Genomic DNA, 24,652 nt, shown 5'->3' with positions numbered 1-24,652 from the left:
GGGCAAGTTTGGCGAGCGCTTCTGTCGCACGACACGGCCTGACGCCTCTCGAGGCCGCGATGCTCCGCCGCTACTTCCGCGCCGTCTTCGGCGATCAGCAGTCCGGCGACCGGCTCGTCGCCGCGCTCGCGCCGCGCTTGCCGGCGGGCGACGGGACGGTCGTCTCGCTCTTCACGCAGGCCACGCGGACCTGGCGCAAGATGCACGTGGACGACTGCGCCCCTGCCTTCTCCGCCCGGACCGTGATCGACGTGCTGTCGCCCGGGCAGGCCGTCGAGCGGCAGGCAGGCGTCCTCATCGACGTCTTCGGTCTCAGCGTCGATCAGGCGGCGACCGTCTTGGACCGGAGCGCCGGCGAGGTCGTCCGCCTTCTCAGCGCGACGCGGCGCGGCCGTCAGACCCCGATCGGCAAGTCCGTCCTCGTCGTCGAGGACGAACCCCTGATCGCGCAGCATCTCGCCCAGCTCGCCCGTAAGGCCGGCGCCGGCATCGTCACGATGGCTCGTAGCTACGACGAGGCGATGACGGCTGCGCAGGCGAGCCCGCCCGACATCGTCCTTTGCGATTACGACCTCGGGGCGGGCAAGACCGGCACCGACGTCGTGCGGACGCTGTCCGCCGAGTACGATACGCTCGCCATCTTCGTGACCGCTTATCCGAACGAGGTCCTGACGGGGTCGGAGCACGAGCCTTCCTTCATCATCTCCAAGCCGTTCCGCGACGACGTCGTCCGGGCGGCGCTCTACTTCGCTGCGACGACCATACGCCCCGAACTGCTGGCGGCCTGAGTGGCGGACCTGTTCTCGCGCGCGGTCGGCAACGCCGACGCCGTCCTCGACGCCCTCCGCGAGGAGGCGGCGGGCTGCACGCTCTGTCCGCTCTACGAGCCCGCCACGCAGACCGTCTTCGGCGAAGGACGCGCCGCCGCGCAGATCATGCTGGTCGGCGAGCAGCCCGGCGACCAGGAAGACCTCGCGGGCGAACCCTTCGTGGGGCCCGCAGGCCAGGTACTCGACGAGTGCCTGGACCGCGCCGGGATCGACCGGTCGAACGCCTACGTCACCAACGCGGTCAAGCACTTCAAGTTCGTGCAGCGCGGACGGCGCCGCATCCACGAGAAGCCCAAGGTCTCCGAGATCGACGTCTGCGCGAAGGCGTGGCTCGCCCGCGAGCGCGAGGTCGTCGCGCCGGACCTCGTCATCGCGCTCGGCGCCTCGGCGGTGAGAGGGATCACGGGCAAGTCCGGCACCATCAAGTCGATGCGCAGCGACATCCGTCCGATCGAGGGCGGCAGCCACCTCCTCGTCACCGTCCATCCCTCCTACCTCCTGCGTATCCCGGACGACGAGATGCGGGAGGCCGAGACGGCGGCCTTCGTAGACGATTTGCGGATGGGCCGCGAGTTCGTGGCAGGGCTTTCTTAGTGGCGCTGTCGCTCGCGATGCTCGCTGCATTCTTAGTGGTGCTACCGCCTTCGGCTACTTGAGCACGGGCTGGCGGCACGGGCCTTCGGCCCCGGGCGCCAGCGGGCGCGGGGCCAGCGAGACCGGAAGCGAGGCAGCGCTCATCGTCCGCTTGCGCGGTGGTACGATGGTCCGGGGTGTCCCGCGCGCGGCTCGCCGCAGCGAAGGGTTTGATTTGGAGGTGCTGCGGCGTGAAGGGTCCCACACCGTAGCCTGACGCGCGGTACGGGACCCTCCACGCTCCTCAGCGCGATCCGCCGGGGCCGTTCTTCAGCTCGCCCGGCGCGTGTCTGGCCTGAGGACGTGGGTAGCATTCCATCTACCAGACGCCTCAGCACGTGGTCCCGCAGCGGCAGGCAAGGGAGACGTCAGCTGTCCGCCCCGCCCCGGCCCTGCCGCGACGGGAGAAGAGTGCCATAGGCTAAGAACATGGGGATAAGTTCGCCGCCTTATGTTAGTCCGCGCCCGCCGTTTCCTCGACCGTGACGGCCGTCACGTTGTCCTCGGGCGTCCTGTCGATCAGCTTGTTGTAGGGGTCGGCGCCGGCATAGGCCGGGCGCTCGTCCACCGTGACCGTGATCTCCTGCGTCCCCGTGCGGACCTCTCGCTTCTCGAAGAACAGAACGTAGTCCTCGCCGCGCTTCGCCTCCCGCGGGTGTTTGGTGAAGACGCCGACGTCCATGGGGAAGGTGAAGTCCTCCTCCGTCTCGTTGCCCGCCCCGTCGGCGACGAGCTTGCGCGCTGCGACCTTCAGCGTGACGTCCCAGCGTCCGTCCGCCCGCTCGGTCGCACGGACCTCCTCGGTGTCGACGTCCCACAGGACGATCCGCTCGAAGAGGTCGGTGACGAGGTCCTGATGCTCGGGCCCGACTTCGTCGCGCAGGATGGCGAGGTAGTCGGTCGATCTCGGGTAGGGGCGGGACTTGTAGGCCCACTGATCGATCATCCGCGCGAGGGAGCGGTTCACCGCCTCCTCGCCGACGACGTCGCGCAGGAGGTACATGACGAGGCCGCCCTTCTGGTAGTGGATGTATTGCTGGTTCTCGACGAGCGCGAGCGGCATCTCCTCGATCGGCTCGCCCGCCCGCCCCGAGAGGTAGCCGTCGAGTTCGTAGCGCAGGAACCTGCGCATCTGCTCGGGTCCGTAGAGGTCCTCCATGACCAGGAGCGCGCCGTACTGAGCGAAACTCTCGATCAGCATGGTCGAGCCCTGGACCGGCGCGGCGGAGAGCTGGTGGCCGAACCATTGGTGCGCGACCTCGTGCGCGGTGACGTAGGTGACCGCGTCGATGTCGTCGTCCTCGTCAGGTTTCTGAATGAAGCCGATCGCCTCGGAGTAGGGCACGGTGTTGGGGAAGCTCTGCGCGAAGGTCTGGTAGGCCGGGAACTCCTGGATGCGCATCTGCCGGTATTGGAAGGGCGAGAAGGCCGCCGAGAAGCGCGCGAGGCTGAGCTTCATCGCCTCGATCATGCGGTCGACGTTGTAGGGGTGGTGCTCGTCGTAGAAGACCTGGAGCGTGACGTCGTCCTGGCCCTCGGGCGCGTCCCATAGGTCCTCCTTCACCTCGTAGTCCGCAGACTGAACGGCGAAGAAGTTCTGGATCGGCACGTCCTGCTCGTAAGTGAAGGTGCGGCGGTCGCCCGTCGTCGTGTCGGAGACGAGGTAGCCCGGCGCGACCGCGATCTGGTCCGCATCGGTCGTGATCTCGGCGCGGAAGTCGATCCAGTCCGCACCCAGGATCGAGCGGTCCCAATAACGCTCGTCGTCGATCGCCGGCATCCGGGGATCCTCCGGCAGGCCGCGCTTGCGGCGCTCGGCCCGGTCGGTGAGGATCTTGCCGCCGCCCCAGCCCATCTGCGGCAGGGCCTCGTCATTGGTGACGAAGGTGCCGTTCCAGTTGACCGAGGACTGGTTGCCCCGGTTCTTGAAGCCGGGATTGGTGCTCTCGACCTTGGCGCGAAGGGTACGGGTCTCGCCCGGTTGCATCGGCGTGTCGAAGGCGAAGACGTAGTGGACGTCCTCGGGGGCGGCTTCCTCGATGTGGGCCCCCTCGATGGACTGCTCCAGCACGGTGGTCCGCCACCCGTAATCGACATGGGCGGTGGTCAGCGGCTCGTCCTCGCGGTTCTCGATCGTGTAGACGACGTCCGCGACGTAGGCGCGCTTGTGCGGATAGAGCGCCATGTCGAGGTCGACCGAGGTGATCGTCGGTTGGGGCGCGAACTCGTACTCGCGCCAGCGGCGCTCATAGGCCTCGGCGCCGTCGCGCATGTCCTCCGCCGTCAAGTAGTCGTTGCGGACGCTCGTATTGTACCAGATCCAGGTCCCGACGACGCCGAAGCCTATGAGCGCGACGCCCGTGACGATCGCGGAGGTCGTGCCGTAACGCGAAGGCAGCCTGCGCAGGCGGCCCCCGATCGGCTCGAGGCTGCCTCGGCTCCACAAGACGAAGGTCAGGACGGCGAGCGCGACCGCGAAGAGCGACCAGTAGAGCGTGAGCCACAAGGAGATGCCGACGAACTGCGCGCCGCCGTTCATGTCGGACCAGGGGATCCAGCCGCTCGTCGAGCCGTAGGTGTAAAGAACGTTCTCGAAGCCGATCTGGTCGAGCACGATCGAGACGACGAAGAAGGCGAGGATGACGCCGATCCCGGCCCAGCGGTTGTTCGTCAGCACCTGGAAGAAGAGCGCGAGGACCGTCAGGAGGCCGAAGGCGATGACGAAGTCGATGCCCAGGCGCAAGGCGTACTGGCCGACGTCGTAGGCGGCGTAGCCGCGGAAGGTCTGGATCAGCATCGCCGTCAGCGCGGCGACGACGGCGAGGGCGACCAGGATCACGAAGACGGCGAGGAACTTCGCCGAGACGAGCACCCAGGAGGGCGTCGGCGTCGCGTCCACGATCTCGTGGAAGCGGTGGGACCGTTCCCGCCAGACGAGCTCAGCCGTGTAGTAGACGGCGATGGCGAGCGGGATGAAGGAGAAGGCGCCGAGGATGTCGGTGACCATCAGGCGCGTCACCGGGTAGCTCTGCGTGCCGTACATGTTGCCGGTGTCCCACAGCGATCCGACCGTGTTGACGATCGACAGGAGGAGGACGACCCAGAAGGCGACGGAGCGGACCACGCCGCCGACCTCGAAGCGGGTCCGGCGGCCGAGCTGAAGGAAGGACGCGGCGCCCAAGGGCGCGGGCGTCGTGCGCGGAAGGTCGACCGGGCGAAGCGCGGCGGGGGCCGGGCCGGTTTCGAGCTTCTTCTTCCGGCGCAGGGCGCCGGGTACGCGCAGGCCGCGCGGCAGGGCGAGGTCGATCGCGAGGAGGACGAGCGCGACGCCGCCGTAAAGAAGCCGGTTCTGCAGCAGGAGTCCGCTCAATGCGGGCACCTGCGCGTTCCGCTCGGCCGCGGTCCAGTAGCGGGTCTGCTCGGACGCGGCGCCGATGCCGAAGGGCTCGAACAGGGCCGCCGTGTCCCGCGTCTCCAGCTCGCCGATCAGGGAGACGGCGACGACCCAGCCGATCAGAAGCGCGATCATCGCGATCCAGGCCGCGAGAAGCGAGCGGGTAAGGTTCGCGATGGTGTAGAGAACCGTGCCCGCGACCGCGATGTTGATGACGCCGAGGAGCAGGTAGAGGTAGAAGACCTGGCCGGGGTTGAACGGCCCCATCTGCTCCTGATCGAGCCAGGGCATGAGCGAGCCCGCGAGGAAGGCGAGCGGCACGCTCGCAAAGCACAGCCAGCTGACGATCAGGCCACCGACGTAGCGCCCGAGAAGAAGCGTGCGGTCGCCGACGGGCGTCGATCGGAAGGTCTCCTCCGTCCCCAGGGTCCTGTCCCGCGTTACCCCCGTCGCCAGGAAGACGACGGGAATGAACATGCCGATCACGCCCATCACGGCGATGATCTGCTGCGCCGCGGCGGGGGAGTTGATGTGCACCGCTTCCGAACTGCCGATCTGGATCTGATCGATCGTGACGGCGCCGAAGACGAAGAGGAAGAAGAGCGCGAAGATGAGGACGAAGGCCGCGCTCTTGAGCTGGTAGGAGAGCTCGAAGCGGATGACGGAGCCGAGCATCAGGCGGCCTCCGCCAACGGGCCGACCGCGTCGCGGATGGTCGCGAAGTAGACGTCCTCGAGCGTGGGCTCGACCGGCGCGAAGCCGTCGCCGGGGTCGCCGAGGCTGTAGGTGCGGACGACCGTCTGGCCCTGGACCAGGCGGGCGGACACGATGGTGTGGCGGGCCTGGTGGTCTTCGAGGGCCGCCTTGTCGATCACCTTGCGCCAGATCTTGCCGCGTACGGACTCGATGAGGTCCGAAGGCCGTCCCGAGGCGGCGATCCGGCCGCCATTCATGATCGCCATGTCCGAGCAGAGGTCCGAGACGTCCTCGACGATGTGGGTCGACAGGATGACGACGACGTTCTCGCCGATCTCCGAGAGGAGGTTGTGGAAGCGGTTGCGCTCCTCGGGGTCGAGGCCGGCGGTCGGCTCGTCGACGATGATGAGGCGCGGGTCGCCGAGCAGGGCCTGCGCGATGCCGAAGCGCTGGCGCATGCCGCCGGAGTAGGTCGAGGGCGCCTTCTTGCGCACGTCCCAGAGGTTGGTCTGGCGCAGCAGCGCCTCGACCGTCGCGCGGCGCGCCTTGGCGTCGGAGAGGCCCTTGAGGACCGCGATGTGGTCGAGGAGCTTGATCGCGGAGATGCGCGGATAGACGCCGAAGTCCTGGGGCAAATAGCCGAGCTGGCGCCGGACGGGGTCCGGGTCGCGAAGGACGTCGATCCCGTCGAAGTCGACCTTGCCGCTGTCGGCGTCCTGAAGCGTCGCGAGGGTCCGCATGAGCGAGGACTTGCCCGCGCCGTTCGGGCCCAGGAGGCCGAACATGCCGCGGCCCACGTCGAGCGTCACGCCGTCAAGCGCTCTGACGCCGTTCGCATACGTCTTGGTCAGTCCTTCGATGCGCAGCATCCGCCCCTCCATGCCTTTGGATGAAGGAAAGCTAAGAACTTATCGAATATCGGTAAAGAGGGCGCCCGGATGTTTTTCCGAGCGCCCCGATGCGCGCCTCAGTAGCGCATGCTCGCCGAGATCAGCGGCAGGTCGTCCGCCATCTCCTCGCCGAAGAGGACCAGCGAGGCGCCGTTCTTGAGCGCGTAGGCGACGATCGAGGAGCGGGCCTCGACCTCCCAGTCGTCGACCGAGTCGATCTTCAGACGCTCGTCGTCGCCGTGGAGGAGACCGGCGCCGTCCTCGCGCAGGTAGACGGTGGCGATCCTGCCTTCGCGTGCCGCCTCGAGGAGAAGGTTCGTGTTGTCGGTCAGCGTGTTGCGGTCGAGCTCGTCGAGCAGTGCCTTGCGGCGCTTGTCCTCCTCCGCCTTCATCGCATCGCCCGCCCGGCCCGCGAGTTCGCGCAGCTCGAGCGCATCGCCCGCGACGTGCAGGTCGGGCTCGACGAGGTGCTGGTGATCGAAGTGGCCGCGGAAGAGGCCCGTGCGCTTGGGGTCGCCCGCGAGGAGGACGGGATCGGAGTCGCCCTTGACGACGTCGCGGACCTGCACGGCGAAGCGCGTCAGCACGTTCTCGATCTCGGTCTGCTTGAGGTCCTGCGTCGCGGTGCCGAGGCCGTGGAACTTGGCCGCGGCGTGGCCCGCCTGGCCGATATGGGGACGGCCCGAGGAGTGGAAGGTGACCGACGCCATGGGCTCGGTCCGGCCCATCTCGCCCGACAAGGTCATCACTTCCTTGGGCGTCCTGTCGGTCCAGGTGCCGCCCTGCACCTCGAAGAGGCGGGGCGCGTCGATGTCGAGGACGACGACCCAGTAGCGCTGCGCCGCCGCCGCGTCGACGAGGGCGGGCAGGGCGTAGACCTCGCCCTCATGCAGGGTCGGCGCGGGGCGGACGGTGAGGGGGTGGATCGTGACGTCCTCGCCGTCGGCGAAGAGCGCGAAGCCGCCCGTGGGCAGGTGCTCCGTGTCCATGCTGGCGACGTAGTCGCGCAGCTTCGCGGCGGCGCGTTCGTTCAGGCCGTGATCCTCGTCCAGGCGCGACAGGATGTTCTTCTGCGCGATGTCCCATTTGTGCTGATCGCCGCTCACGTCGGGCGTCGGGTAGATCAGGCTGACGACGCTCGCCGCCTTCCCGCCGGGTGCGTCCGCGCCGGGCGCGGCGGGGTCCTTGATCAGCGGGGCGAGGCTTTGCAGGCGTTGTTCGAGCAGGGTGGCCATGAAGGGCTCCTTTCGCGTGGAAGCTGTTTCTATGCCTTCCGGAACACGGCCGGCCGGGCCGCGGTTTCGCTCGCGCCTGCGCTTGCGAGGTCGCAGGGCGGGCGCTAGCGGCGAAGCGGAGCCGTCTTGCGAAACCGTCATGCGTCACGTTCACTTTTCGGGCCCGAACGCGTCGGCCCTTATCGGCGCTGCGGGCGCGACGATCGCGTCCTTCGCGCTTCGCGGCTGGAGATGCACGGTCGCGGCAGGCGGCGCGAAGAAGGAGGCGCTCGCGGCCCTGGGCGCCGAACCGGAAGCATCCGGGGAAGCGGACCTGTTCGTCGCACACGAAGCGGAGCGGCCGCGTGAGCGCCCTTGCCTCTTCTGGGGCGGCGCCGCGCCGCTCATCCTGCGCGTCCATGAGGGGCTCGACGCCAAGGTCGCGGCGCTCGGCGCGCAGCGCGGCTTCGCGCTCGGCGAGGGGGAGGCGCGGGCGGTCATCCTGGCCGCGCTGACGCTCGGGCAGGGCACGGGCGCGGAGGGCTTCGCGCCCGGCGAGGGGGCGGAGGACCGTCTGCCCGCGCTCCTCGCCGCTGACCGTTAACCTCGCCGAGGCTAGGACGGGCCGTCAGATGCGAGCGGAGCCGAGGCGATGAAGATCCTCTTCCTCCACAACAACTTTCCGGCCCAGTTCGGCGCCATCGGCCAGTACCTCGCGGGCGAGGGCTGGCAGGTCACCTTCATGACCCAGCGCCAGGGCGCCAAGGCCGACGGGATCGAAACGGTCGTCTATCGCGACCGGGAGATGCCGAAGGACCTCAAACCTCACCCCTTCCTCGCAGGCGCGACCAAGGCCGTCGTCACGGGCGCTTCGGCCGTCGAGGTCGGAACGCTCCTGCGCGACAAGAAGGGCTACAGGCCCGACCTGATCGTCGCCCATTCGGGCTGGGGCCCCGGCATGTACCTGAAGGACGTCTGGTCCGACGTTCCTTACGTGGGCTACTTCGAGTGGTACTATCGGGGGGACGCGGACGACATCACCTTCCTGTCGGGCCCCGACCGCCCGCCGCTCGAGCGCGCCCGCGAGCGCACGCGCAACGCGCCGATCCTGACCGACCTCACCGCCTGCGAGGCGGGCCTCGTGCCGACGCGCTATCAGGCGAGCCAGTTCCCTTCGCTCTTCCGGCCGAAGCTGACCGTGCTCCATGACGGGATCGACACGGAGACCTATGCGCCCGGCGACCCCGGCCCCGTCACCTTCGGGCAGCACACCTTCCGCAAGGGCGACGAGGTCGTCACCTACGTCGCGCGCGGCATGGAGCCGTATCGGGGGTTTCCCGAGTTCATGGCGGCGCTCGCGACCGTCCAGAAGCGAAGGCCGAACCTTCGCGCGATCGTCGTTGGCGAGGACCGCGTCGCCTACGGACGGAAGCATCCTTCCGGGAAGACCTACAAGGAGGTCGCGCTCGAAGAGTTGGACCTCGACCCGGCCCGCATCTGCTTTACGGGGCTCTTGGGGCGGCGCGACTACCTCCGTGTGCTTCAGGTCTCCGGCGTCCATGCCTACCTCACCGTGCCCTTCGTCCTCTCCTGGTCGTCGATGGAGGCGATGAGCGCCGGGTGCCTAATGCTCGCCTCGGACACGGCGCCGGTGCGGGAAGTCATGCGGCACGGCGAGAACGCCGTCTTGGCGGACCACCGCGACGCCGAGGCCCTTGCGGACGCCCTCGAGGACACGCTCGCGCGCAGGGACGAGCTCGCGCCCCTGAGAGCGGCCGCCCGGCGGACCATCCTCGAAAGCTACGCCGCGCGCGACGTCTACCCCGCGAAGAAGGTCTGGTTCGCGGGTCTGACCGGCGCCTGAACGAAGAAGGGCGCCCTGAGGCGCCCTTCGCACTCGGCTCGCCGAAGGCGGCCTACGCCGTCTTCTTCCTGCGGCGCATCGCGGCGAAGCCGCCCGCCCCGGTCAGGAACAAGAGGCCTGCCGCCGGTACGGGAACCGGCGCCATGTCGGGCACGAAGACGGCGAGGCTGGTCAAAACGCCGTACTCGTCGGTCGTCTCGAAGAGCCGGGTGAAGACGAAGCTGCCGAGGTCCACCTCGTAGAACGCGGTGCCGTCATTGCCGGTCAGAAGCGCGTAGCCGATGTTGCTTCCGTCGGGGGCGGTGAACACGTCGAATCCGCCGGTCGCGGTGAAGTCCGTCCCGACGTCGCCCCTGAAGTCGATGTCGCCGTCATTGTTGTTGAGGACGCCGATCGTGTCGGTCTGCGCGTCGAGCACGTACTGGGTCGTCCCGAGCGCCTGCGCCTCGGCCTGTCCGATCTGGTTCGTGTAGCCGTTGCCGACCGGCAGCGGCTCGGCGAGCGCGGGGTCGTAGCCCTCGTCATAGGTCAGGTCGTTAACCCGCGTGATCGTACCGGCGTTGGGGTTGTAGACGAGGTTGTCGCCCGCATCGGTTACGAGCCGGACGGCGTCGAGCGTCGGGTTGAAGTCCATGCTGACGACGTTGGTCAGGACGTCGATGTCGGAAGCGAAGGCCGCCGTCGCGGCGCCGGTGCTCGGATCGATGATCCAGAACTGATCGTCGTCGGAGGAGAAGCCGTAGAGCTGCCCCGTCTCCGGCCGGTAGGTGATGGCGTCGAGCGAGGGCAGGTTCGTCCCCGTGATCGCCATGGCGGTCGCCACGCCCGACCCGTCCGGGGCGAAGGTGACGAGCGTGTTGCCGTTGTTGCCGAGCGTGTACGCCATGTGCGCGGCGTGCGCGCCGGTCGCGCCGAACGCGGTAAGGCCGGCGGTGACTAGCAGACTTTTGGTCAGGTTCTTCACGGAGCGTTCTCCTCTCTACTCTCTCCGGCGCGGCGCGCCCTGACGCCTCGTGTCATGCCGAAGCCGCAGAGAAGAATCACGAACGCTCAAGTGGATGCTAAAAGCAGTTTTTGCGAACATCGTGACGTTTACTGTGCAACCGGATGGGCATCGGCTTCGTATACGATGCGCGGCGCAGGCTGGTTTCGCGGTGATGAGGCTTTGCTTCGCAAGGATGGCCGCAGTTTGGCTGTTCTCGGTCGTTGCCTTCCGACGGGAATGCTGTTTCGACGGCAGGAAAGATTGGGAAGGGACGCTGCGGTGACGGGCGCGAGAGAAGATCTGGCGGTGCTCCTGCAGCGGGCGGGGGCGCGTGACCGCGCCGCCTTCTCCCTTCTCTACGACGCGACGGCCCCACGCCTTTACGGCGTCAGCCTTCAGGTCCTGGGCGACGCGGCCGAAGCCGAGGAGGCGTTGCAGGAAGCCTACGTCAAGGTCTGGCGCTACGCCGACCGCTACGGACCGCAGGCCGGTCCGCCGCTGGCTTGGCTGATCTCGATCACGCGCAACTCGGCCATCGACCGGCGCCGCCGCCGGCGGATCGTGGACCGCAAGCCCGACCTGCGCGACGCGCCGCACGGCACGGTCGTACCGCTTCCCGTGCCGACGCCCGAGCAGGCGATCCTGCACGCCGCCGAGGTCTCGACACTCCACGACTGTCTGGACATGCTGCCGCAGGAGCGGGCATCGGCGATCAGAGATGCCTACTTCGCCGGTTCGACCTATGCGGAGATGGCGGAGACCACCGGTCATCCGGAAGGAACGTTGAAGAGCTGGGTACGCCGCAGCCTATCGGCCCTCAGGGACTGCCTCGAGGGGCGCGGCGTGGAGGAGCGGTCATGAGCGAGACCGAAGACCTTCGCGACGACGGCGTGCTCGCCGCCGAGCGCGTTCTCGGCCTGCTGCCGGCCGAGGAGGCGCGGGCGGTCGACGACCGTGCGCGGACGGACGAGCCTCTCGCCGCCGAGATCGCGCGCTGGCAGATCGTCTTCGCGCGGTTCGGCGAGGCGGTCGCCGAGGTAGAGCCCCCCTCGGCGCTGAAGAACCGCGTCGAGGCGGCGCTCGGCGCGAACGACGACCTGCCGATGGCGGGTAGCCGCGCGAGGGGCGCTCGGGCGTGGCAGGTCGCGGCCACCGCGCTCGGCCTCGTCGCCGTCGTCGAGTTTGGCCTCCTCATGACCCGGTTCGGCGCGCCGCCTACGGAGGAGCCCGTCCCTCAGGCGGCGGCGGAGACGACGCCCCCTTACGTCGCAGTGCTGTCGCCGACCGACGCCCAGGCGCCGGTCCTCGTTCGGCTCGACCTGCCGACCGGGGTTCTCAGGGTGGATCCGAGCTCGATCGAAGCGGGCGGCCGCGCCGTGCAGCTCTGGCTGCTGCCCGAGGGCGGAGATCCTGTCTCGCTCGGCGTCCTCGTTCCGAACACGGACAACACGCTGACGCTGGACCTGGGGCCGCTCGCCGAAGCGGCGGGGACGCTGCCCAGCCTCGCGATCAGCCTGGAGCCGCCGGGCGGCTCGCCGACGGGCCTGCCGACGGGACCCGTGGTCGCCGCCGGTCAGGTCGAGCCGCTCTGACGCCTTAGAGGCCTAAGGAGCGGTAGCTCGTCGCCACGTCCTGCAGCGCGACGTAGTAGGCCGCCGTGCGCAGGTCCTCGATGCCGTCCTTCTCCCGCCAGGCGGTGCGCATGTTGCCGTAGGCGGTGCGCATGGTGTCGTCGAGGCCGGAGCGGACGAGGTCGAGTTCGTCCGCGCCCCGCTCGAAGCGCAGGCGGAAGGCGTCGGAGAACTTCTTGCCGGTGATGCTCTCGAGCTCGGCGAGGAGCATGCGGTTGCGCTTCTCCTCCTCGCGCCGCTGCATCCGGCCGAAGCGGATGTGGCTGAGGTTCTTCACCCACTCGAAGTAGGAGACCGTCACGCCGCCGGCGTTGGCGTACATGTCGGGGATGATGAAGACGCCCTTCTCGCGAAGGATGGTGTCGGCGTTGGCGGTGATGGGGCCGTTCGCGGCCTCGATGATCATCTTCGCCTCGATCCGCGCGGCGTTGCCCGAGTTGATCGAACCCTCGACGGCAGCCGGGATGAGGATGTCGCACGGCATCTCGAGGACGGCCGCGGAGTCCTCGACCCAGCGGCCGTGCGGATAGCCCTTCACGCCGCCATTGGTGTTGATCCAGGTCTTGAGGCCTTCGATGTCGATGCCGTTCTCGTCGACGATCGCGCCGTCGAACTCGGCGACCGCGACGATCTTGGCGCCGTCCTCCTCCGACAGGAACTTCGCGGCGTGGTAGCCGACATTGCCGAGGCCCTGGACGATGACGCTCTTGCCCTCGAGCTCGCCTTCGAGGTTCGCGTCGCGCAAGTCTTCGGGATGGCGGAAGAACTCGTGCAGCGCGAACTGCACGCCTCTGCCCGTCGCCTCGACGCGGCCCGCAATCCCGCCCGCATGGAGCGGCTTGCCGGTGACGCAGGCGCGCGCGTCGATGTCGGTCGGGTGGAGGCGGTTATAGGCGTCGGCCATCCACGCCATCTCGCGCTCGCCCGTGCCCATGTCGGGGGCGGGCACGTTCTGGCTGGGGTGGATGAGGTCGCGCTTGGCGAGCTCGTAGGTAAAGCGGCGCGTGATCCGCTCGAGTTCGTCCTCGTCCCACTCGCGCGGGTTCAAGGTCAGGCCGCCCTTGGAGCCGCCGAAGGGGACCGTGACGAGGGCGCACTTGTAGGTCATCAGCGCGGCGAGGGCCTCGACCTCGTCCTGGTTGACCGACATCGCGTAGCGGATGCCGCCCTTGACCGGCTCGACATGCTCGGAGTGCACGGCCCGGTAGCCCGTGAAGGTGTGGATGTCGCCGCGCAGGCGGACGCCGAAGCGCACCGTGTAGACCGAGTTGCAGACCTTGATCTTGTGCTTGAGGCCGTCGGACACGTCCAAGTGCGCCGCCGCGCGATCGAACATCATGTCGGTCGACTCGCGGAAGGTCATCTCGCGGTGGTGGGTCGGTCGGGACATCTAGGCCTCCATCGTAGAGCGCGCGCGTCTGAGCGCGTTTTGCCAAGGCCCTACCGCAGCTTCGGACCCTTTGGCAGGGGCGACAGCAGGCCCGCGCCGGGCGCGGCGCGACTTGCATGAATCGGCTTTCCCGAGCGCGCGCGGGATGCGATCCGCCCCTTCCGCGAGGCGTCGCCGCGCGATGAGCGCGCCGTTCGCGCTGCAGCGCGGCAGGGACGGACCCCGCCTGAGGCGCGTCGACGCGCAGGGGTCGCAATTCGTCGCCCTTTGGCGTAGCTGCGTCACCCGACACCGGCCCCGGGCGGCGACGCCCGGGGCCGCTTTGCATTCCGAGACCCCGAATGACCGAACCCGCTCAGGGCCTTCCGCCCGCCCTCTCGAACGCGCTCGACGCCAAGGGCTACGACACGCTGACCGACGTCCAGGAGGCGATGCTCGCGCCCGAGGTCGCAGGCCGCGACCTCCTGGTCTCCGCCCAGACGGGGTCGGGGAAGACCGTCGCCTTCGGGCTCGCCGTCGGACCGGACCTCCTGCGGGGGGCGGACCGGTTGCACGCGGCGGGGCCGCCGCTCGCGCTCGCCGTCGCGCCGACGCGTGAGCTCGCGCTGCAGGTCGCGCGCGAGCTGACCTGGCTCTACCGCGAGGCGGGGGCCGTCATCGCGACCTGCGTCGGCGGCATGGACATGCGCGACGAGCGGCGGGCCTTGGCGGGCGGCGCCCACATCGTCGTCGGCACGCCGGGGCGCCTCGTCGATCACGTCAGCCGCGGCTCGCTCGACCTGTCGGCGCTGAGGGCCGTCGTCCTCGACGAAGCGGACGAGATGCTCGATCTCGGGTTCCGCGAGGAGCTCGAAGCGATCCTCGAGGCCTGCCCCGAAGAGCGCCGGACGCTGATGTTCTCCGCGACCGTCGGCGGCGGGATCGCGAAGCTCGCGAGCCGCTATCAGAACGACGCGCTCAGGATCTCGGCCAGCGGGCCGAGCCGCCAGCACACCGACATCGCCTACCGTGCGCTCGTCACCGCGCAGCACGACGCGGAGCGCGCCATCATCAACACGCTGCGTTACTACGAGGCGCCGAACGCGATCGTCTTCTGCTCGACCCGCGCGGCGGTGGCCCGGCTGTCGAGCCGCCTCGGCAACCGAGGCTTCTCGGTCGTCTCTCTCTCGGGCGAGCTCGACCAGAAGGCGCGTACCGCCGCGCTCCAGGCCATGCGGGACGGACGGGCGCGGGTCTGCGTCGCGACGGACGTGGCGGCGCGCGGCATCGACCTTCCGGGCCTCGAGCTTGTCATCCACGCCGACCTGCCGAAGAACCAGGAGGGCCTGTTGCACCGCTCGGGCCGCACCGGCAGGGCCGGCCGCAAAGGGACCTCGGTCCTGATCGTGCCGCCGCGCGCCCGGCGCCGCGTCGAGCGCCTGCTCGGCGACGCGAAGGTGACGGCCGAGTGGGGCACCCCGCCGAGCGCGGAAGAGGTCGAAGCGAAGGACGACGAGCGCCTGCTCGCCGACCCCGCACTGACCGAGGCGCCGACGGAGGTCACGGACCTCGTCCGCAAGATCGCGGATGAGTACTCCGCCGAGCACCTCGCCGCGGCGCTCGTTCGTCTGCACCGCGCCGGCCGCTCCGCGCCCGAGGAACTCTCCGAGGTCGAACCCCTGGACGCGCCGCGCGAGCGGAAGCCGCGCAAGGAGATCGAGGACGCGGTCTGGGTCGTCCTGTCGGTCGGCCGTACCAAGCGGGCCGAGCCGCGCTGGCTCCTGCCGATGCTCTGCAAGTCGGGACCGATGAGCAAGACCGCGATCGGCGCGATCCGCGTGCGCGAGGACGAAACCTACGTGCAGCTGGACGCCGAGGGCGCGTCGGACTTCCTGGAGAGGATCGGGAAGGCCGGGCGCCTAGAGGACGGCATCAACGTCCGACGGGCCGACGGGCCGCCGCCGCCCGAGCAGTACGTCCCTCGCGGCCCGGCGCAAAGGCGCCCCGAGAAGCCGCACCCGAAGACCGGCACGCGCAGCAAGCCGCCCTACGAGAAGAAGGCGAAGCCCGAACCGAAGGTGCAGCCGGACGGCGAGCCGACCTCGGTCGCAAAGCCGTGGTCCGCCGATGCCGACGCCCCCGGCTTCAAGAGGAAGCCGAAGCAGGCGGGCAAGACCGCTGGCCAGAAGAAGGTCAGGACGGCCGCCGACGGCGCCGGTCCGCGCAAGCGCCCCGGCAAGGCGAAACCGTTCAAACGCGTCAAGTCGCGGCCGGAGTGATCGGCACCGCCCGGGCGGGCGCGGGTCAGTCGAGGCCGAAGGCCTCGCGCAGCTCGCTCGGGTTGATCGGCTTGATGAGGACGCGGAACGGATCGTCCGTATTGATACGGTCGAGCGTCGGGGGCTCGTTCGAACCGGTGATGAAGACGATCCGGGTCTCCGGCCTCTCCGCATGCACGGCGTTGGAGACGTCCACGCCGTCGCGCCTTCCCTGCAACCTCACGTCCATCAGGATGTACTGAGGCTTCGTTTCCGAGATGAGGGACAACGCCTCGTCGGCCTTCGCGGCCAGGCCGAGGACCTCGACGCTCATCTGCTTGCAGAGCCCGTCGAGGTAGTTCGCGATCAGGAACTCGTCCTCGACGATCACGACCGTTTTGGCTTCAGACATGGGGACTTCCTTCCATCATACCCTTAGGTATGACGATCCGGGTTCTCGTCCCGTCTTCGCCTGAGGTGGTCAGGCTCGCCTCGAGCTGACGGACGAGGCCGTCCACGATCAGCGTTCCGGTTCCGGCCGCCTCTTTCGCGTTCGCGGCGCCGCCGGTCCCGTCATCCTCGACCGTGAGGATGCCTTCGCCCTCGCGCGTTCGGGTCAGGCGAACGGTGACCGTGCCGCCGTCCGGAAAGGCGTGCGCGAGGGCGTTGGTGACGAGTTCGTTGACGATGAGGCCGAGCGCGATGGACAGATCGATGGGCAGCGGCACCTCCGCCGCCTCGACCTCGACCGTGACGCCTCGGCCGGCGGCGTCCTGACCCGAGGCGAGGTTCTGGCAAAGCTCGTCGAGGAAGGGCTCGGCCCGGAACTCGGTCAGGCTCGGCGAGGCGATGAGGAGCCTGTGAACGGTGCCGAGCGCTTGGACGCGCCGGGACGTCGCGTCGAAGGCGCGGCGTGCGTCCTCGCTGTCGACCCCCGCCGCCTCGATCGCGAGCAGGCCGTTGATCTGCTGAAGGTTGTTCTTCACCCGATGGTAGACCTCGCGAAGCAGGAGGTCGCGCTCGCCGATCGTGACCTGGAGGTTGCGGGTCAGCGCATCCTGCCTCGCCTCGGCCAGGTTCTCTCTCGCAGCGTTGCTCAAGACCGCCACGGCCAGGACGACCGTCATGACGATGGCGAGCACGCTGAGCCGGAAGTTGGGGCCGAAGACGCCGTTCCGGGTCAGCCATAAGGTGGCGAGGCAGAGGACGAAGGGCAGCGCGACGATGACGGGGAACAGCCTGCGCGCACCGGCGCTGCCCGTGCCCGGACCGATGAGGAGACGGACCCAACTGGCCTGGAGTTTTGCCAGGAGAAGGCCCGAGAAGAGCATCGCGAAGCCGAGCGCCGTGTGCAGTGCCATCGCGGTGAAGATCGACACCTCGTAGAGCGCGTCGGTATCGAAGGCGTAGCCCGTGGCCGCGGTCAGGCTGAGGACGAGCCCGACCGTGGCGAAGGCCGTCAGCGGAAGGTCCGAGGTCCGGGCCCCCGCTCGCCGGAGGCGCAGCAGCGCGCCGCTCGCCAGGAGAAAGCAAAGAGCCGTGGCGCTGGCGGTCCCCGCGACGCCCGAAGAGCGCGTATCGGAATGCAGCAGCGCGTCGAGGCCCGTCGCCGTGGTCAGCAGAAGCGCGCCGATGTTCGTCGCCGCGATCGCTGCGACGGCGATGGCGACGATGAGCAGCGCGCGCCGCGCCGCGCGGCTGCCGTCTCGCTTCACCGCGTAGAAGGCCGCACCGCCGGTCAGCACGAAGGAGAACGCGGTGCTCGGCACCATCGCCGCGTAGCGGGGCACGATGCGCCGCGCGACGTCCGCGCCGAGTCCCCAACCGGCGATCAGCACGAAGAGGCCGAGCAGGACGACGCTCCCGAACAACCACAGCGGCACCGTCCGAAGAACCCTAGGGGGATCGCTCCGCTCTGGCGTCACCACGGTTCACTCCGACGGCTTCCCGTCTCAACACGTATGGGAGTTCCTCCCCGCGCCCAACCGTCCAGGGGTGCGGCGCGTACAGGCCGGCGACCCGTTCGGACCGGGACGAAGTCAGTGCCGGAAGTGGCGCACGCCGGTGAAGACCATGGCGAGGCCTTCCTTGTCCGCGGCCTCGATCACCTCGTCGTCGCGGATCGAGCCGCCGGGCTGGATCACGGCCGTCGCGCCCGCCGCCGCCGCGGCGAGGAGGCCGTCGGCGAAGGGGAAGAAGGCATCGGACGCGACGACCGAACCCTTCACGAGCGGTTCTTTGAGCTTGCTCGCGAGGGCCGCGTCCTCGGACTTGATCGCGGCGATGCGGGTCGAGTCGAGCCGGCTCATCTGGCCAGCGCCCACGCCGACCGTCGAGCCGTTCTTGGCGTAGACGATGGCGTTGGACTTGACGTGCTTGGCGATCGTGAAGGCGAAGAGGAGGTCGGCCATCTCTTCATCCGTCGGCTGACGCTTGGTGACGACCTTGAGCTCGTCCGCGCTCACCCGCCGCGTGTCCTTGTCCTGGAACAAGAAGCCGCCCGCGATGGGCTTCAGGAGCATGCCGTGCTGGTCCGGGTCGGGCAGGGCGTCCGTGACGAGGAGGCGCAGGTTCTTCTTCTTGGCGAAGGCAGCGCGTGCCGCTTCGTCCGCGCCCGGCGCGATCACGACCTCGGTGAAGATGCCGGTGATCATCTCCGCCGTCGGCCCGTCGAGCGGGCGGTTGAGCGCGACGATGCCGCCGAAGGCCGAGACCGGGTCGCACCGAAGCGCCGCCTCGTAGGCCTCGGCGATGGTCGCGCCGACGGCCGCGCCGCAGGGGTTCGCGTGCTTGATGATCGCGACCGCCGCCCGGTCGCGCGGCAGCTCGGCGACGAGCTCGTAGGCCGCGTCGGTGTCGTTGAGGTTGTTGTAGGAGAGCGCCTTGCCCTGCACCTGCTCGGCCGTCAGCACGCCGGGCCTGTTCGTGCCGTCCGTATAGGCGGCGGCGTCCTGGTGCGGGTTCTCGCCGTAACGCAGGGTCTGCGCGAGGCGGCCGGCCATGCCGATCCGGCGCGGCGCCTCGCCCGCCTGCTTGGCGAACCAGGTCGCGATCATCTGGTCGTACTGCGCAGTGCGGCCGTAGGCGATGCCCGCGAGGCGGCGGCGCTCCTCGAGGCTCGTGCCGCCATTCCCGATCGCGCCGAGGATCACCTCGTAGTCCTCGGGGTCCGTCACGACGGCGACCAAGGCGTGGTTCTTCGCCGCCGCGCGGATCATGGCCGGCCCGCCGATGTCGATGTTCTCGACCATGGTCGCGTCGTCCGCGCCGGAGGCGAGCGCCCGTTCGAAGGGGTAGAGGTTGACGACGAGAAGGTCGATCGGCGCGATGCCGTGCGCCTCCATCGCGCTCAGATGCTCGGGCTTCGAGCGGTCGGCGAGGAGGCCGCCATGGACGCCGGGGTGCAGCGTCTTCACGCGCCCGTCCATCACCTCGGGAAAGCCGGTGAGGTCCGAGACGTCCCTGACCGCGAGCCCTTCGTCGCGCAGGAGCCGCGCCGTGCCGCCGGTCGAGACGAGTTCGACGCCGGCCGCCGACAGCCTGCGCGCGAGGTCCGCGACGCCGGTCTTGTCCGAGACGGAGAGGAGGGCTCTTCGGATCGGGATGCGGGCGTCGGTCATTCGAGTTCTCCGGTCGGGCGCGGGCGGCTTATCGTCCGCGCCGGTCGGAGGAGCAAGGTCGCGCCTAAAGAGGCCGTCAGGCCCGGCGCTCCGCGACCACGCTGAGGGCCGGGCGCTGCATCGCGCTCAAGGCCGCGCGGAGCGACTCGACGCTACCGGGGCCGTCGGTCACCGCGAGGGCGCGGCCGAGTTCGGTGGCGTAGTTGTGGGCGTCGATGACGTGCAGCTCGGGCTCGACGAACCACAGCTTGCCGCCCTCCATGACGAAGCCGTGCCACTGCTCGAGGGACTCGCGGCGGCGCCAGGCGGGCGCGATCAGGATGTCCGGCGGCGCAGAGCGCGCCTCGTCTTCGGTCAGCCGGTCGAGGCCCTCGGCATAGCCCGGAAGGCCGGCCTCGCCGACGATCCCGGTGACGAAGCCTTCCGGCAGGCCCGCGCCACGAAGCGCCGCGGCCATGCGTTCACCGCCGCACAGGGCGTAGGCATGTTCGAAGCGTTCGGCCGCGGTCGCGCCGAGCGCTTGGATCTCGGCCGCACGCGCCGCGTGCCGCGCGGCGAAGGCGCGGTAGGGGGCCGGGCCGTGAAGCGCGAGCGCCGCCTCTTCGTCCCAGAGGCGGGCGAGGCCCTCGGTCCAGGGTTCGTAGTCGTGCCCGGCATAGGCCGCGTGGGTCAGGAAGAGGCGAATCGAGCCCGCCGCGGTCTCGGTCATCGCGCCGCGGACGATCTTGAGCGCCGCCGCGCGGGCGAGCCGCTCGAGCACGGAGAGCATGTAGACGGCGCGGGCGCGGTCGTGGAAGGCGCTGCCGAGCGTGCGGGTCAGCGCGAGCGCGGCGTAGGGCGTCTCGAGGACGAGGACGCCGTCCTCGGCCAGGCGGTCGCGGGCGCGCAGGAGGAAGGCGAGGGGGTCCTCGGCCTCTTCGAGGACGCCGACGGCGGTGATGACGTCGAAGAGGCCGAAGCCCGCCTCGTCGAGGGCGTCCTGGCCGTCCTGCGTGACGAAGTCCTCGGCGAGGCCGTAGCCCCAGTCCTGCCCGCCGCTGGCGGGGAGGCGCGGATCGATGCCGACCGGCGAGACCCAGCGCGGGTAGGCGGACAGAAGAGCGCCGTCGCCGCAGCCGATGTCGAGGGCGCAACCGTCGCGCGTCGTCATCATCTCGAGCGCCTCGGCCGCGGCCGTGCGGCGGCGGTACTGCTCGGTCCAGCTCGGCGGCGTGATCGCGAGGAGCGGCGCCTCGGCGCAGACGCTGGCGCGCTGGAGGAGACCGCAGCCGCCGCGCCCCTCACCGTCGCCGCAGAAGACCCAAGGGTCCTCGCCGGGCAGGCAGAACGCCTCCGTCAGCTCCGTCCCCTCACAGGCTCTGCAGGTCGCGATGCGTTCGAGGGGCTGGCTTGGCATGGGGCGTCCGTGTTCTCGTTTGCGCCTTTCTGCCCGCTCACGGTTAAGCGGCCATGAAGCCGAAGGCGAAGGGGCGTCCCGGGCGAGCACGGCTTCGCGAGCAGGCCGTCTCAATTCCGCCGCCTTTCTCGAATACGAGGTCGGTATTCGTTCTCAGCTTCCCGCCGAACCGCCCTCGGCCTTCCAAGGCCGGACCTTGCACCGAAGGCGCCCGTCCCTCCCGGACGGGCGTTCTTCTTTTCGGCTCGGTTCCCAGCCTGTTTCCCGGCCCGGTCTCGGGTCTGGCAAACTAGGCGTCCACATCGCGAGCGAACGGGTCTAACCTGCCGCCTATGCTGCCGCTTATCGCCCCCTCGATCCTCTCCGCCGACTTCGCCGCGCTCGGCGACGCCGTGCGACGGCTGGACGAAGCCGGCGCGGACATGATCCACATCGACGTCATGGACGGGCACTTCGTTCCCAACCTGACCTTCGGTCCCGGCATGGTCCGTGCGCTCCGGCCGCACAGCGCGCTGCCCTTCGATGTCCACCTGATGATCGAGCCCGTCGCGCCCTACCTCGAAGCCTTCGCGGAGGCGGGCGCCGACACGATCCACGTCCATGCCGAGGCCGGCCCGCACCTTCACAGCAGCCTTCAGAAGATCAAGGCGCTCGGCAAGAAAGCCGGCGTCGCGATCAACCCCGCGACGTCTCCGGACGTCGTCGGCGAGGTGCGCGAACTCTGCGATGTCGTCCTCGTCATGTCGGTCAATCCGGGCTTCGGCGGGCAGGTCTTCCTCGACAGCCAACTGCGCAAGATCGAGCGGCTGCGCGCGATCGTCGACGAGGCGGGGACCGGTGCGCTGATCGAGATCGACGGCGGCGTGACGCCGGACAACGCAGACCGCATCGTCGCGGCGGGCGCGACCGCCCTCGTCGCAGGATCGGCCGTATTCGCGGGCGGGCCTTCGGCCTACGCGGCGAACATCCAAGCGTTGCGCGCGCACGCCTCGCGCGCTCTGGCCTGAGGGGCCGTCCGGTGCCGACCTCTCAACAGCGCGTCTCGGCGGGCAACCGCTTCTATCACGACGTCTCTCTGCGTGGCCCGGTGCCCGACCGCCTGCTCGCGGCGCCGCCCGACCCTTGGGGGCCTGACGATGCGCTGGCCGACCGTCTGGCCCGCATCGCGTCGCGACATGCCGACGCCTTCTTCGCCCGGGAAGCCTCGACCTTCGCCTACGCCCAGAGCTTCGGCTGGCTCGCGCCCCTCGCAGCGCGGGAGCGCGAAGGCGGCGACGGTCGTCACCCTGCCCGCGTGTTGTGGGAGGCGTGGCTGCGCGGGCACGGACGCTACGCGCCCAAGCCCTGGGCGCCCTTGCTGACCGCCGCGCGGACGGAGGCGATGCTACGCCATTCGGGCTTGCTCCTCGAAGGGCGCGACGCGCCGCAACGCGAGGCGGTCTTCGGAACGCTGATCCGTCAGACGCGCCACCTCGCCCGCTCCCTCAAGGGGAAGGCCGGGCCGGAGCAGCGCCTCCCGCTCCTGATCGGCCTCGCGCTTGGCGGCCTCTGCCTGCCCTTCGCCGCAGAGCAAGAGCGCGTGGTGAAGCCGCCCCTCGCCGCCGGCCTGACGGCCCTGGCGGGCGGCGCGCTGCCGAAGGGGTTGCGCGATCCGCACGAGGCCGTGCGCCTCGCCGTCAGCCTGCACGGCCTGCGCGAGGCCTATCGCGCCCGCGGACTGACGGCGCCCGCGGATCTGCCGCCCGCCCTCGCCGTGCTGCGCCTCCTTCTCGGCGGCCTGCGGGTCGGCGATGGCGGCCTCGCGGTCCTGCCCGGCGGGACCGAGGGAGACCGCAGCGCGATCGAAGCGGTCCTGCCCCTGATGCGGGGCGAGGCGGACGCCGTCCTGGAACACTACGGCTACGCCCGAGCCGGCGCGCAGGGCACGCTGCTCCACGTCGACCTCGGGCGCCTCTCCTCGGACGCCGGGGCGGGCGCCTTCGCGCTGACCGACGGTCCGGACCGCCTCATCACCGCCGCCGGGGCGCCTTCGCCGGCGCTGGCGGCGATCGACCCCGCGCTGAGCACGTGGCGCGAGGCGCTGCTGCGGCCCGCGGCGGCCGCGACGCTCGACGCGGCGGGGCACGGCGCGGCCGCGCTCGACCGCGAGGACAGCCGCGCGGGCACGCTCCTCGCCATGGTGCGCTCAGGCGCGGAGGGAGGGCACAAGCGGCGCCTCTTCCTCGAAGCGGACGGTGCGGCCCTTCTCGGCGAGGATCAGGCGCGTATGCCGGGCGCCGTCTACCGCTTCCCCCTCCATCCGGGCGTCGAGGCCCGCGGCGGCACGGAGGGGCGCGCGACGCTCGTGCTGCGGTCGGGGCGCAGTTGGCGCTTCGAGTCCGCCGCCGCGAAGCTCACCATCGAAGACGGCGTCTATGCCGGGGCGGGAACGCCGCGGCCGAGCCGCCAGCTCGTGCTGACCGCCGAGCGGGAAGGTGTCCGCTGGGCCTTGCGGCGAGTGTGACATGGCAGAAACAGGCCAAGCGCAACTTCCTGTTAACCGGATTCTTGCCTTGTTCGAGCCTGATGGTAGCATCTTAACGATTGGGCCGGAGACAACCTAACTCTATGATAGATCGGCCGGGCCGACGCGGCTCCACCTCTCAGAAGCCTCGACTGGGCAACCTCATGCGGCGGCGACGCACGGACCTCGTGACGCCGCGCCCGGCGCCGTTCGGGCTCGGTCTTCTCGAGATGGACTCCGCGCAGCTCCTCGGCCGGGAACCGCGCAAGCCGGACCTGCGCGCCGCCTCGCGGCTCATCGCCGGCAAGACGGTCATGATCACGGGGGCGGGGGGGACGATCGGCTCGGAGCTTGCACGGCAGGTGGCGGGTTTCGGACCGTCACGCCTGGTGCTGGTCGATAACGCCGAGTTCAACCTCTACGAGATCGACCTCGAGATGCGTCAGGAAGGGCATGCGAAGCTCATCCACTCGCGCCTCGTGGACGTGTGCCGCCGGGACCACCTGATGGACGTCTTCCGGGACGTCGCCCCGCAGGTCGTTCTGCACGCCGCCGCGTACAAGCACGTGCCCATCGTCGAGGCGAACCCGTGCCCGGCGGCCCTCGTCAACGTGCTCGGCGCGAAGAACGTCTTCGACGCCGCCGTCGAGACGGGCGTCGACGCGGTCGTCTTCATCTCGACCGACAAGGCGGTGAACCCGACCAACTTCATGGGCGCGACCAAGCGCATCGCCGAGCTCTACGCCCAGGCGCTCGACGTCGCGCAGTCGGGCACGCGCTTCGTCACCGTGCGCTTCGGCAACGTCCTGGGCTCGACGGGCTCGGTCGCGCCGCTCTTCCAGCGCCAGATCGCGCGGGGCGGTCCGATCACGGTGACCCATCCCGACGTGAAGCGCTACTTCATGACCACGCGCGAAGCCGTGCAGCTCGTCCTGCAGGCGGCCGCCCTCAAGGACCGCGCGCCCGGCAGCGACGACAGTCACGACGGACGCATCTTCGTCCTCGACATGGGCGAGCCCGTGAACATCACCACGCTGGCCGAGCGCATGATCGACGCGGCCGGCCTCCGCCCGCACGAGGACATCCGAATCGAGTTCACGGGGCTACGCCCCGGCGAGAAGCTCTACGAGGAGATCTTCTCCGACCTCGAGCGGCTGGTGAAGACGGGCGCGGACGGCGTGCTGCTCGCCAGTCCCTCCATGATCGACCTGCCGCTTCTGAACCCGCGCCTCGCCGACGTCGTGCGGCACGCCAAGGCCGCGAACAGGGAAGGCCTAGAGGACGCGGTGCATCACCTCGTGCCCGAGTTCCGTCCCGACCTCCGGGCGGTCGCCCCTCAGAAGCCGGCCATCCGCGCGGCGGAGTAGGG

19 protein-coding genes are annotated in these 24,652 nt (G+C 69.8%); 10 read left to right on the top strand and 9 right to left on the bottom strand.

Features of this window, described 5'->3' with window-relative positions:
• The first annotated feature begins 8 nt into the window (after window positions 1–8).
• Both GGQ59_RS01640 and GGQ59_RS01635 read left to right on the top strand, forming a co-directional pair.
• Complete coding sequence (locus GGQ59_RS01640; protein ID WP_183815228.1) at window positions 9–788, top strand: response regulator; 780 nt, start codon at window positions 9–11, stop codon at window positions 786–788.
• The gene (locus GGQ59_RS01635; protein WP_183815227.1) at window positions 789–1,424 is read left to right on the top strand and encodes a UdgX family uracil-DNA binding protein; all 636 of its coding nucleotides are present in this window, start codon (window positions 789–791) and stop codon (window positions 1,422–1,424) included.
• Window positions 1,425–1,917: 493 nt separating this feature from the next.
• Here GGQ59_RS01635 and GGQ59_RS01630 read toward each other — a convergent pair whose 3' ends face one another.
• The 3 genes from GGQ59_RS01630 to GGQ59_RS01620 form a co-directional block, all read right to left on the bottom strand.
• Complete coding sequence (locus GGQ59_RS01630) at window positions 1,918–5,532, bottom strand: ABC transporter permease/M1 family aminopeptidase (protein WP_183815226.1); 3,615 nt, start codon at window positions 5,530–5,532, stop codon at window positions 1,918–1,920.
• Window positions 5,532–6,422, bottom strand: coding sequence for an ABC transporter ATP-binding protein (locus tag GGQ59_RS01625; RefSeq protein ID WP_183815224.1), 891 nt, complete (start codon window positions 6,420–6,422; stop codon window positions 5,532–5,534). The genes GGQ59_RS01630 and GGQ59_RS01625 overlap by 1 nt, the downstream gene beginning before the upstream one ends.
• A gap of 98 nt (window positions 6,423–6,520) precedes the next feature.
• A complete protein-coding gene (locus GGQ59_RS01620) occupies window positions 6,521–7,678 on the bottom strand; it encodes a baeRF3 domain-containing protein (RefSeq protein WP_183815222.1) in 1,158 nt (385 codons plus the stop codon).
• Between the two features lie 139 nt (window positions 7,679–7,817).
• Between GGQ59_RS01620 and GGQ59_RS01615 the strand changes: the two genes are divergently transcribed.
• Both GGQ59_RS01615 and GGQ59_RS01610 read left to right on the top strand, forming a co-directional pair.
• A complete protein-coding gene (locus GGQ59_RS01615; protein WP_183815220.1) occupies window positions 7,818–8,261 on the top strand; it encodes a hypothetical protein in 444 nt (147 codons plus the stop codon).
• Between the two features lie 48 nt (window positions 8,262–8,309).
• A complete protein-coding gene (locus GGQ59_RS01610; RefSeq protein ID WP_183815218.1) occupies window positions 8,310–9,521 on the top strand; it encodes a glycosyltransferase in 1,212 nt (403 codons plus the stop codon).
• A 52-nt stretch (window positions 9,522–9,573) separates the two neighbouring features.
• Here GGQ59_RS01610 and GGQ59_RS01605 read toward each other — a convergent pair whose 3' ends face one another.
• Window positions 9,574–10,485 carry a DUF4394 domain-containing protein gene (locus tag GGQ59_RS01605; RefSeq protein ID WP_183815216.1) on the bottom strand — a complete coding sequence of 304 codons (912 nt, stop codon included), beginning with the start codon at window positions 10,483–10,485 and terminating at the stop codon, window positions 9,574–9,576.
• A 300-nt stretch (window positions 10,486–10,785) separates the two neighbouring features.
• Between GGQ59_RS01605 and GGQ59_RS01600 the strand changes: the two genes are divergently transcribed.
• Both GGQ59_RS01600 and GGQ59_RS01595 read left to right on the top strand, forming a co-directional pair.
• Complete coding sequence (locus GGQ59_RS01600; protein WP_183815214.1) at window positions 10,786–11,367, top strand: sigma-70 family RNA polymerase sigma factor; 582 nt, start codon at window positions 10,786–10,788, stop codon at window positions 11,365–11,367.
• On the top strand, window positions 11,364–12,098 hold the full coding sequence (locus GGQ59_RS01595; RefSeq protein WP_183815212.1) for an anti-sigma factor: 735 nt from the start codon (window positions 11,364–11,366) through the stop codon (window positions 12,096–12,098). The genes GGQ59_RS01600 and GGQ59_RS01595 overlap by 4 nt, the downstream gene beginning before the upstream one ends.
• A gap of 4 nt (window positions 12,099–12,102) precedes the next feature.
• On the opposite strand, the gene GGQ59_RS01590 is transcribed toward GGQ59_RS01595, so the two are convergent.
• Window positions 12,103–13,527 (bottom strand): Glu/Leu/Phe/Val family dehydrogenase, encoded by a 1,425-nt coding sequence (locus GGQ59_RS01590; protein WP_183815210.1) that lies wholly within the window; start codon window positions 13,525–13,527, stop codon window positions 12,103–12,105.
• Window positions 13,528–13,868: 341 nt separating this feature from the next.
• On the opposite strand from GGQ59_RS01590, the gene GGQ59_RS01585 reads away from it, so the two are divergent.
• Window positions 13,869–15,785: a DEAD/DEAH box helicase gene (locus tag GGQ59_RS01585; RefSeq protein ID WP_183815208.1), complete on the top strand. Its 1,917-nt coding sequence runs from the start codon at window positions 13,869–13,871 to the stop codon at window positions 15,783–15,785.
• A 25-nt stretch (window positions 15,786–15,810) separates the two neighbouring features.
• On the opposite strand, the gene GGQ59_RS01580 is transcribed toward GGQ59_RS01585, so the two are convergent.
• The 4 genes from GGQ59_RS01580 to GGQ59_RS01565 form a co-directional block, all read right to left on the bottom strand.
• On the bottom strand, window positions 15,811–16,176 hold the full coding sequence (locus GGQ59_RS01580; protein ID WP_183815206.1) for a response regulator: 366 nt from the start codon (window positions 16,174–16,176) through the stop codon (window positions 15,811–15,813).
• A complete protein-coding gene (locus tag GGQ59_RS01575; protein WP_183815204.1) occupies window positions 16,169–17,647 on the bottom strand; it encodes a histidine kinase dimerization/phosphoacceptor domain -containing protein in 1,479 nt (492 codons plus the stop codon). The genes GGQ59_RS01580 and GGQ59_RS01575 overlap by 8 nt, the downstream gene beginning before the upstream one ends.
• A gap of 156 nt (window positions 17,648–17,803) precedes the next feature.
• Window positions 17,804–19,384 (bottom strand): bifunctional phosphoribosylaminoimidazolecarboxamide formyltransferase/IMP cyclohydrolase, encoded by a 1,581-nt coding sequence (gene purH / locus GGQ59_RS01570; RefSeq protein WP_183815202.1) that lies wholly within the window; start codon window positions 19,382–19,384, stop codon window positions 17,804–17,806.
• Window positions 19,385–19,460: 76 nt separating this feature from the next.
• Window positions 19,461–20,780, bottom strand: a complete 1,320-nt coding sequence (locus GGQ59_RS01565) for a class I SAM-dependent methyltransferase (RefSeq protein ID WP_183815200.1) — start codon at window positions 20,778–20,780, stop codon at window positions 19,461–19,463.
• 332 nt (window positions 20,781–21,112) lie between these two features.
• On the opposite strand from GGQ59_RS01565, the gene rpe reads away from it, so the two are divergent.
• The 3 genes from rpe to GGQ59_RS01550 all read left to right on the top strand — a co-directional run bounded on the left by rpe (window position 21,113) and on the right by GGQ59_RS01550 (window position 24,650).
• On the top strand, window positions 21,113–21,787 hold the full coding sequence (gene rpe, locus GGQ59_RS01560) for a ribulose-phosphate 3-epimerase (RefSeq protein WP_183815198.1): 675 nt from the start codon (window positions 21,113–21,115) through the stop codon (window positions 21,785–21,787).
• Window positions 21,788–21,798: 11 nt separating this feature from the next.
• Complete coding sequence (locus tag GGQ59_RS15305) at window positions 21,799–23,283, top strand: heparinase II/III domain-containing protein (RefSeq protein WP_183815196.1); 1,485 nt, start codon at window positions 21,799–21,801, stop codon at window positions 23,281–23,283.
• A 164-nt stretch (window positions 23,284–23,447) separates the two neighbouring features.
• Window positions 23,448–24,650, top strand: a complete 1,203-nt coding sequence (locus GGQ59_RS01550; RefSeq protein WP_221400821.1) for a UDP-N-acetylglucosamine 4,6-dehydratase family protein — start codon at window positions 23,448–23,450, stop codon at window positions 24,648–24,650.
• Window positions 24,651–24,652 lie beyond the last annotated feature (2 nt).

It is taken from the genome of Parvularcula dongshanensis (genome assembly GCF_014199615.1).
GTDB lineage: Bacteria > Pseudomonadota > Alphaproteobacteria > Caulobacterales > Parvularculaceae > Parvularcula > Parvularcula dongshanensis.
The sequence above is the reverse complement of the archived record's forward strand: the minus strand, read 5'-3'. Positions and strand labels throughout refer to the sequence as shown.

Excerpts from the sequence above, each read along its gene's own strand:
- GGQ59_RS01630 (WP_183815226.1), bottom strand. The coding sequence starts at position 5,532 with ATGCTCGGCTCCGTCATCCGCTTCGAGCTCTCCTACCAGCTCAAGAGC.
- GGQ59_RS01625 (WP_183815224.1), bottom strand. The coding sequence starts at position 6,422 with ATGCTGCGCATCGAAGGACTGACCAAGACGTATGCGAACGGCGTCAGA.
- GGQ59_RS01620 (WP_183815222.1), bottom strand. The coding sequence starts at position 7,678 with ATGGCCACCCTGCTCGAACAACGCCTGCAAAGCCTCGCCCCGCTGATC.
- GGQ59_RS01615 (WP_183815220.1), top strand. The coding sequence starts at position 7,818 with ATGCGTCACGTTCACTTTTCGGGCCCGAACGCGTCGGCCCTTATCGGC.
- GGQ59_RS01610 (WP_183815218.1), top strand. The coding sequence starts at position 8,310 with ATGAAGATCCTCTTCCTCCACAACAACTTTCCGGCCCAGTTCGGCGCC.
- GGQ59_RS01595 (WP_183815212.1), top strand. The coding sequence starts at position 11,364 with ATGAGCGAGACCGAAGACCTTCGCGACGACGGCGTGCTCGCCGCCGAG.
- GGQ59_RS01590 (WP_183815210.1), bottom strand. The coding sequence starts at position 13,527 with ATGTCCCGACCGACCCACCACCGCGAGATGACCTTCCGCGAGTCGACC.
- GGQ59_RS01585 (WP_183815208.1), top strand. The coding sequence starts at position 13,869 with ATGACCGAACCCGCTCAGGGCCTTCCGCCCGCCCTCTCGAACGCGCTC.
- GGQ59_RS01580 (WP_183815206.1), bottom strand. The coding sequence starts at position 16,176 with ATGTCTGAAGCCAAAACGGTCGTGATCGTCGAGGACGAGTTCCTGATC.
- purH (WP_183815202.1), bottom strand. The coding sequence starts at position 19,384 with ATGACCGACGCCCGCATCCCGATCCGAAGAGCCCTCCTCTCCGTCTCG.
- GGQ59_RS01565 (WP_183815200.1), bottom strand. The coding sequence starts at position 20,780 with ATGCCAAGCCAGCCCCTCGAACGCATCGCGACCTGCAGAGCCTGTGAG.
- rpe (WP_183815198.1), top strand. The coding sequence starts at position 21,113 with ATGCTGCCGCTTATCGCCCCCTCGATCCTCTCCGCCGACTTCGCCGCG.
- GGQ59_RS01550 (WP_221400821.1), top strand. The coding sequence starts at position 23,448 with ATGCGGCGGCGACGCACGGACCTCGTGACGCCGCGCCCGGCGCCGTTC.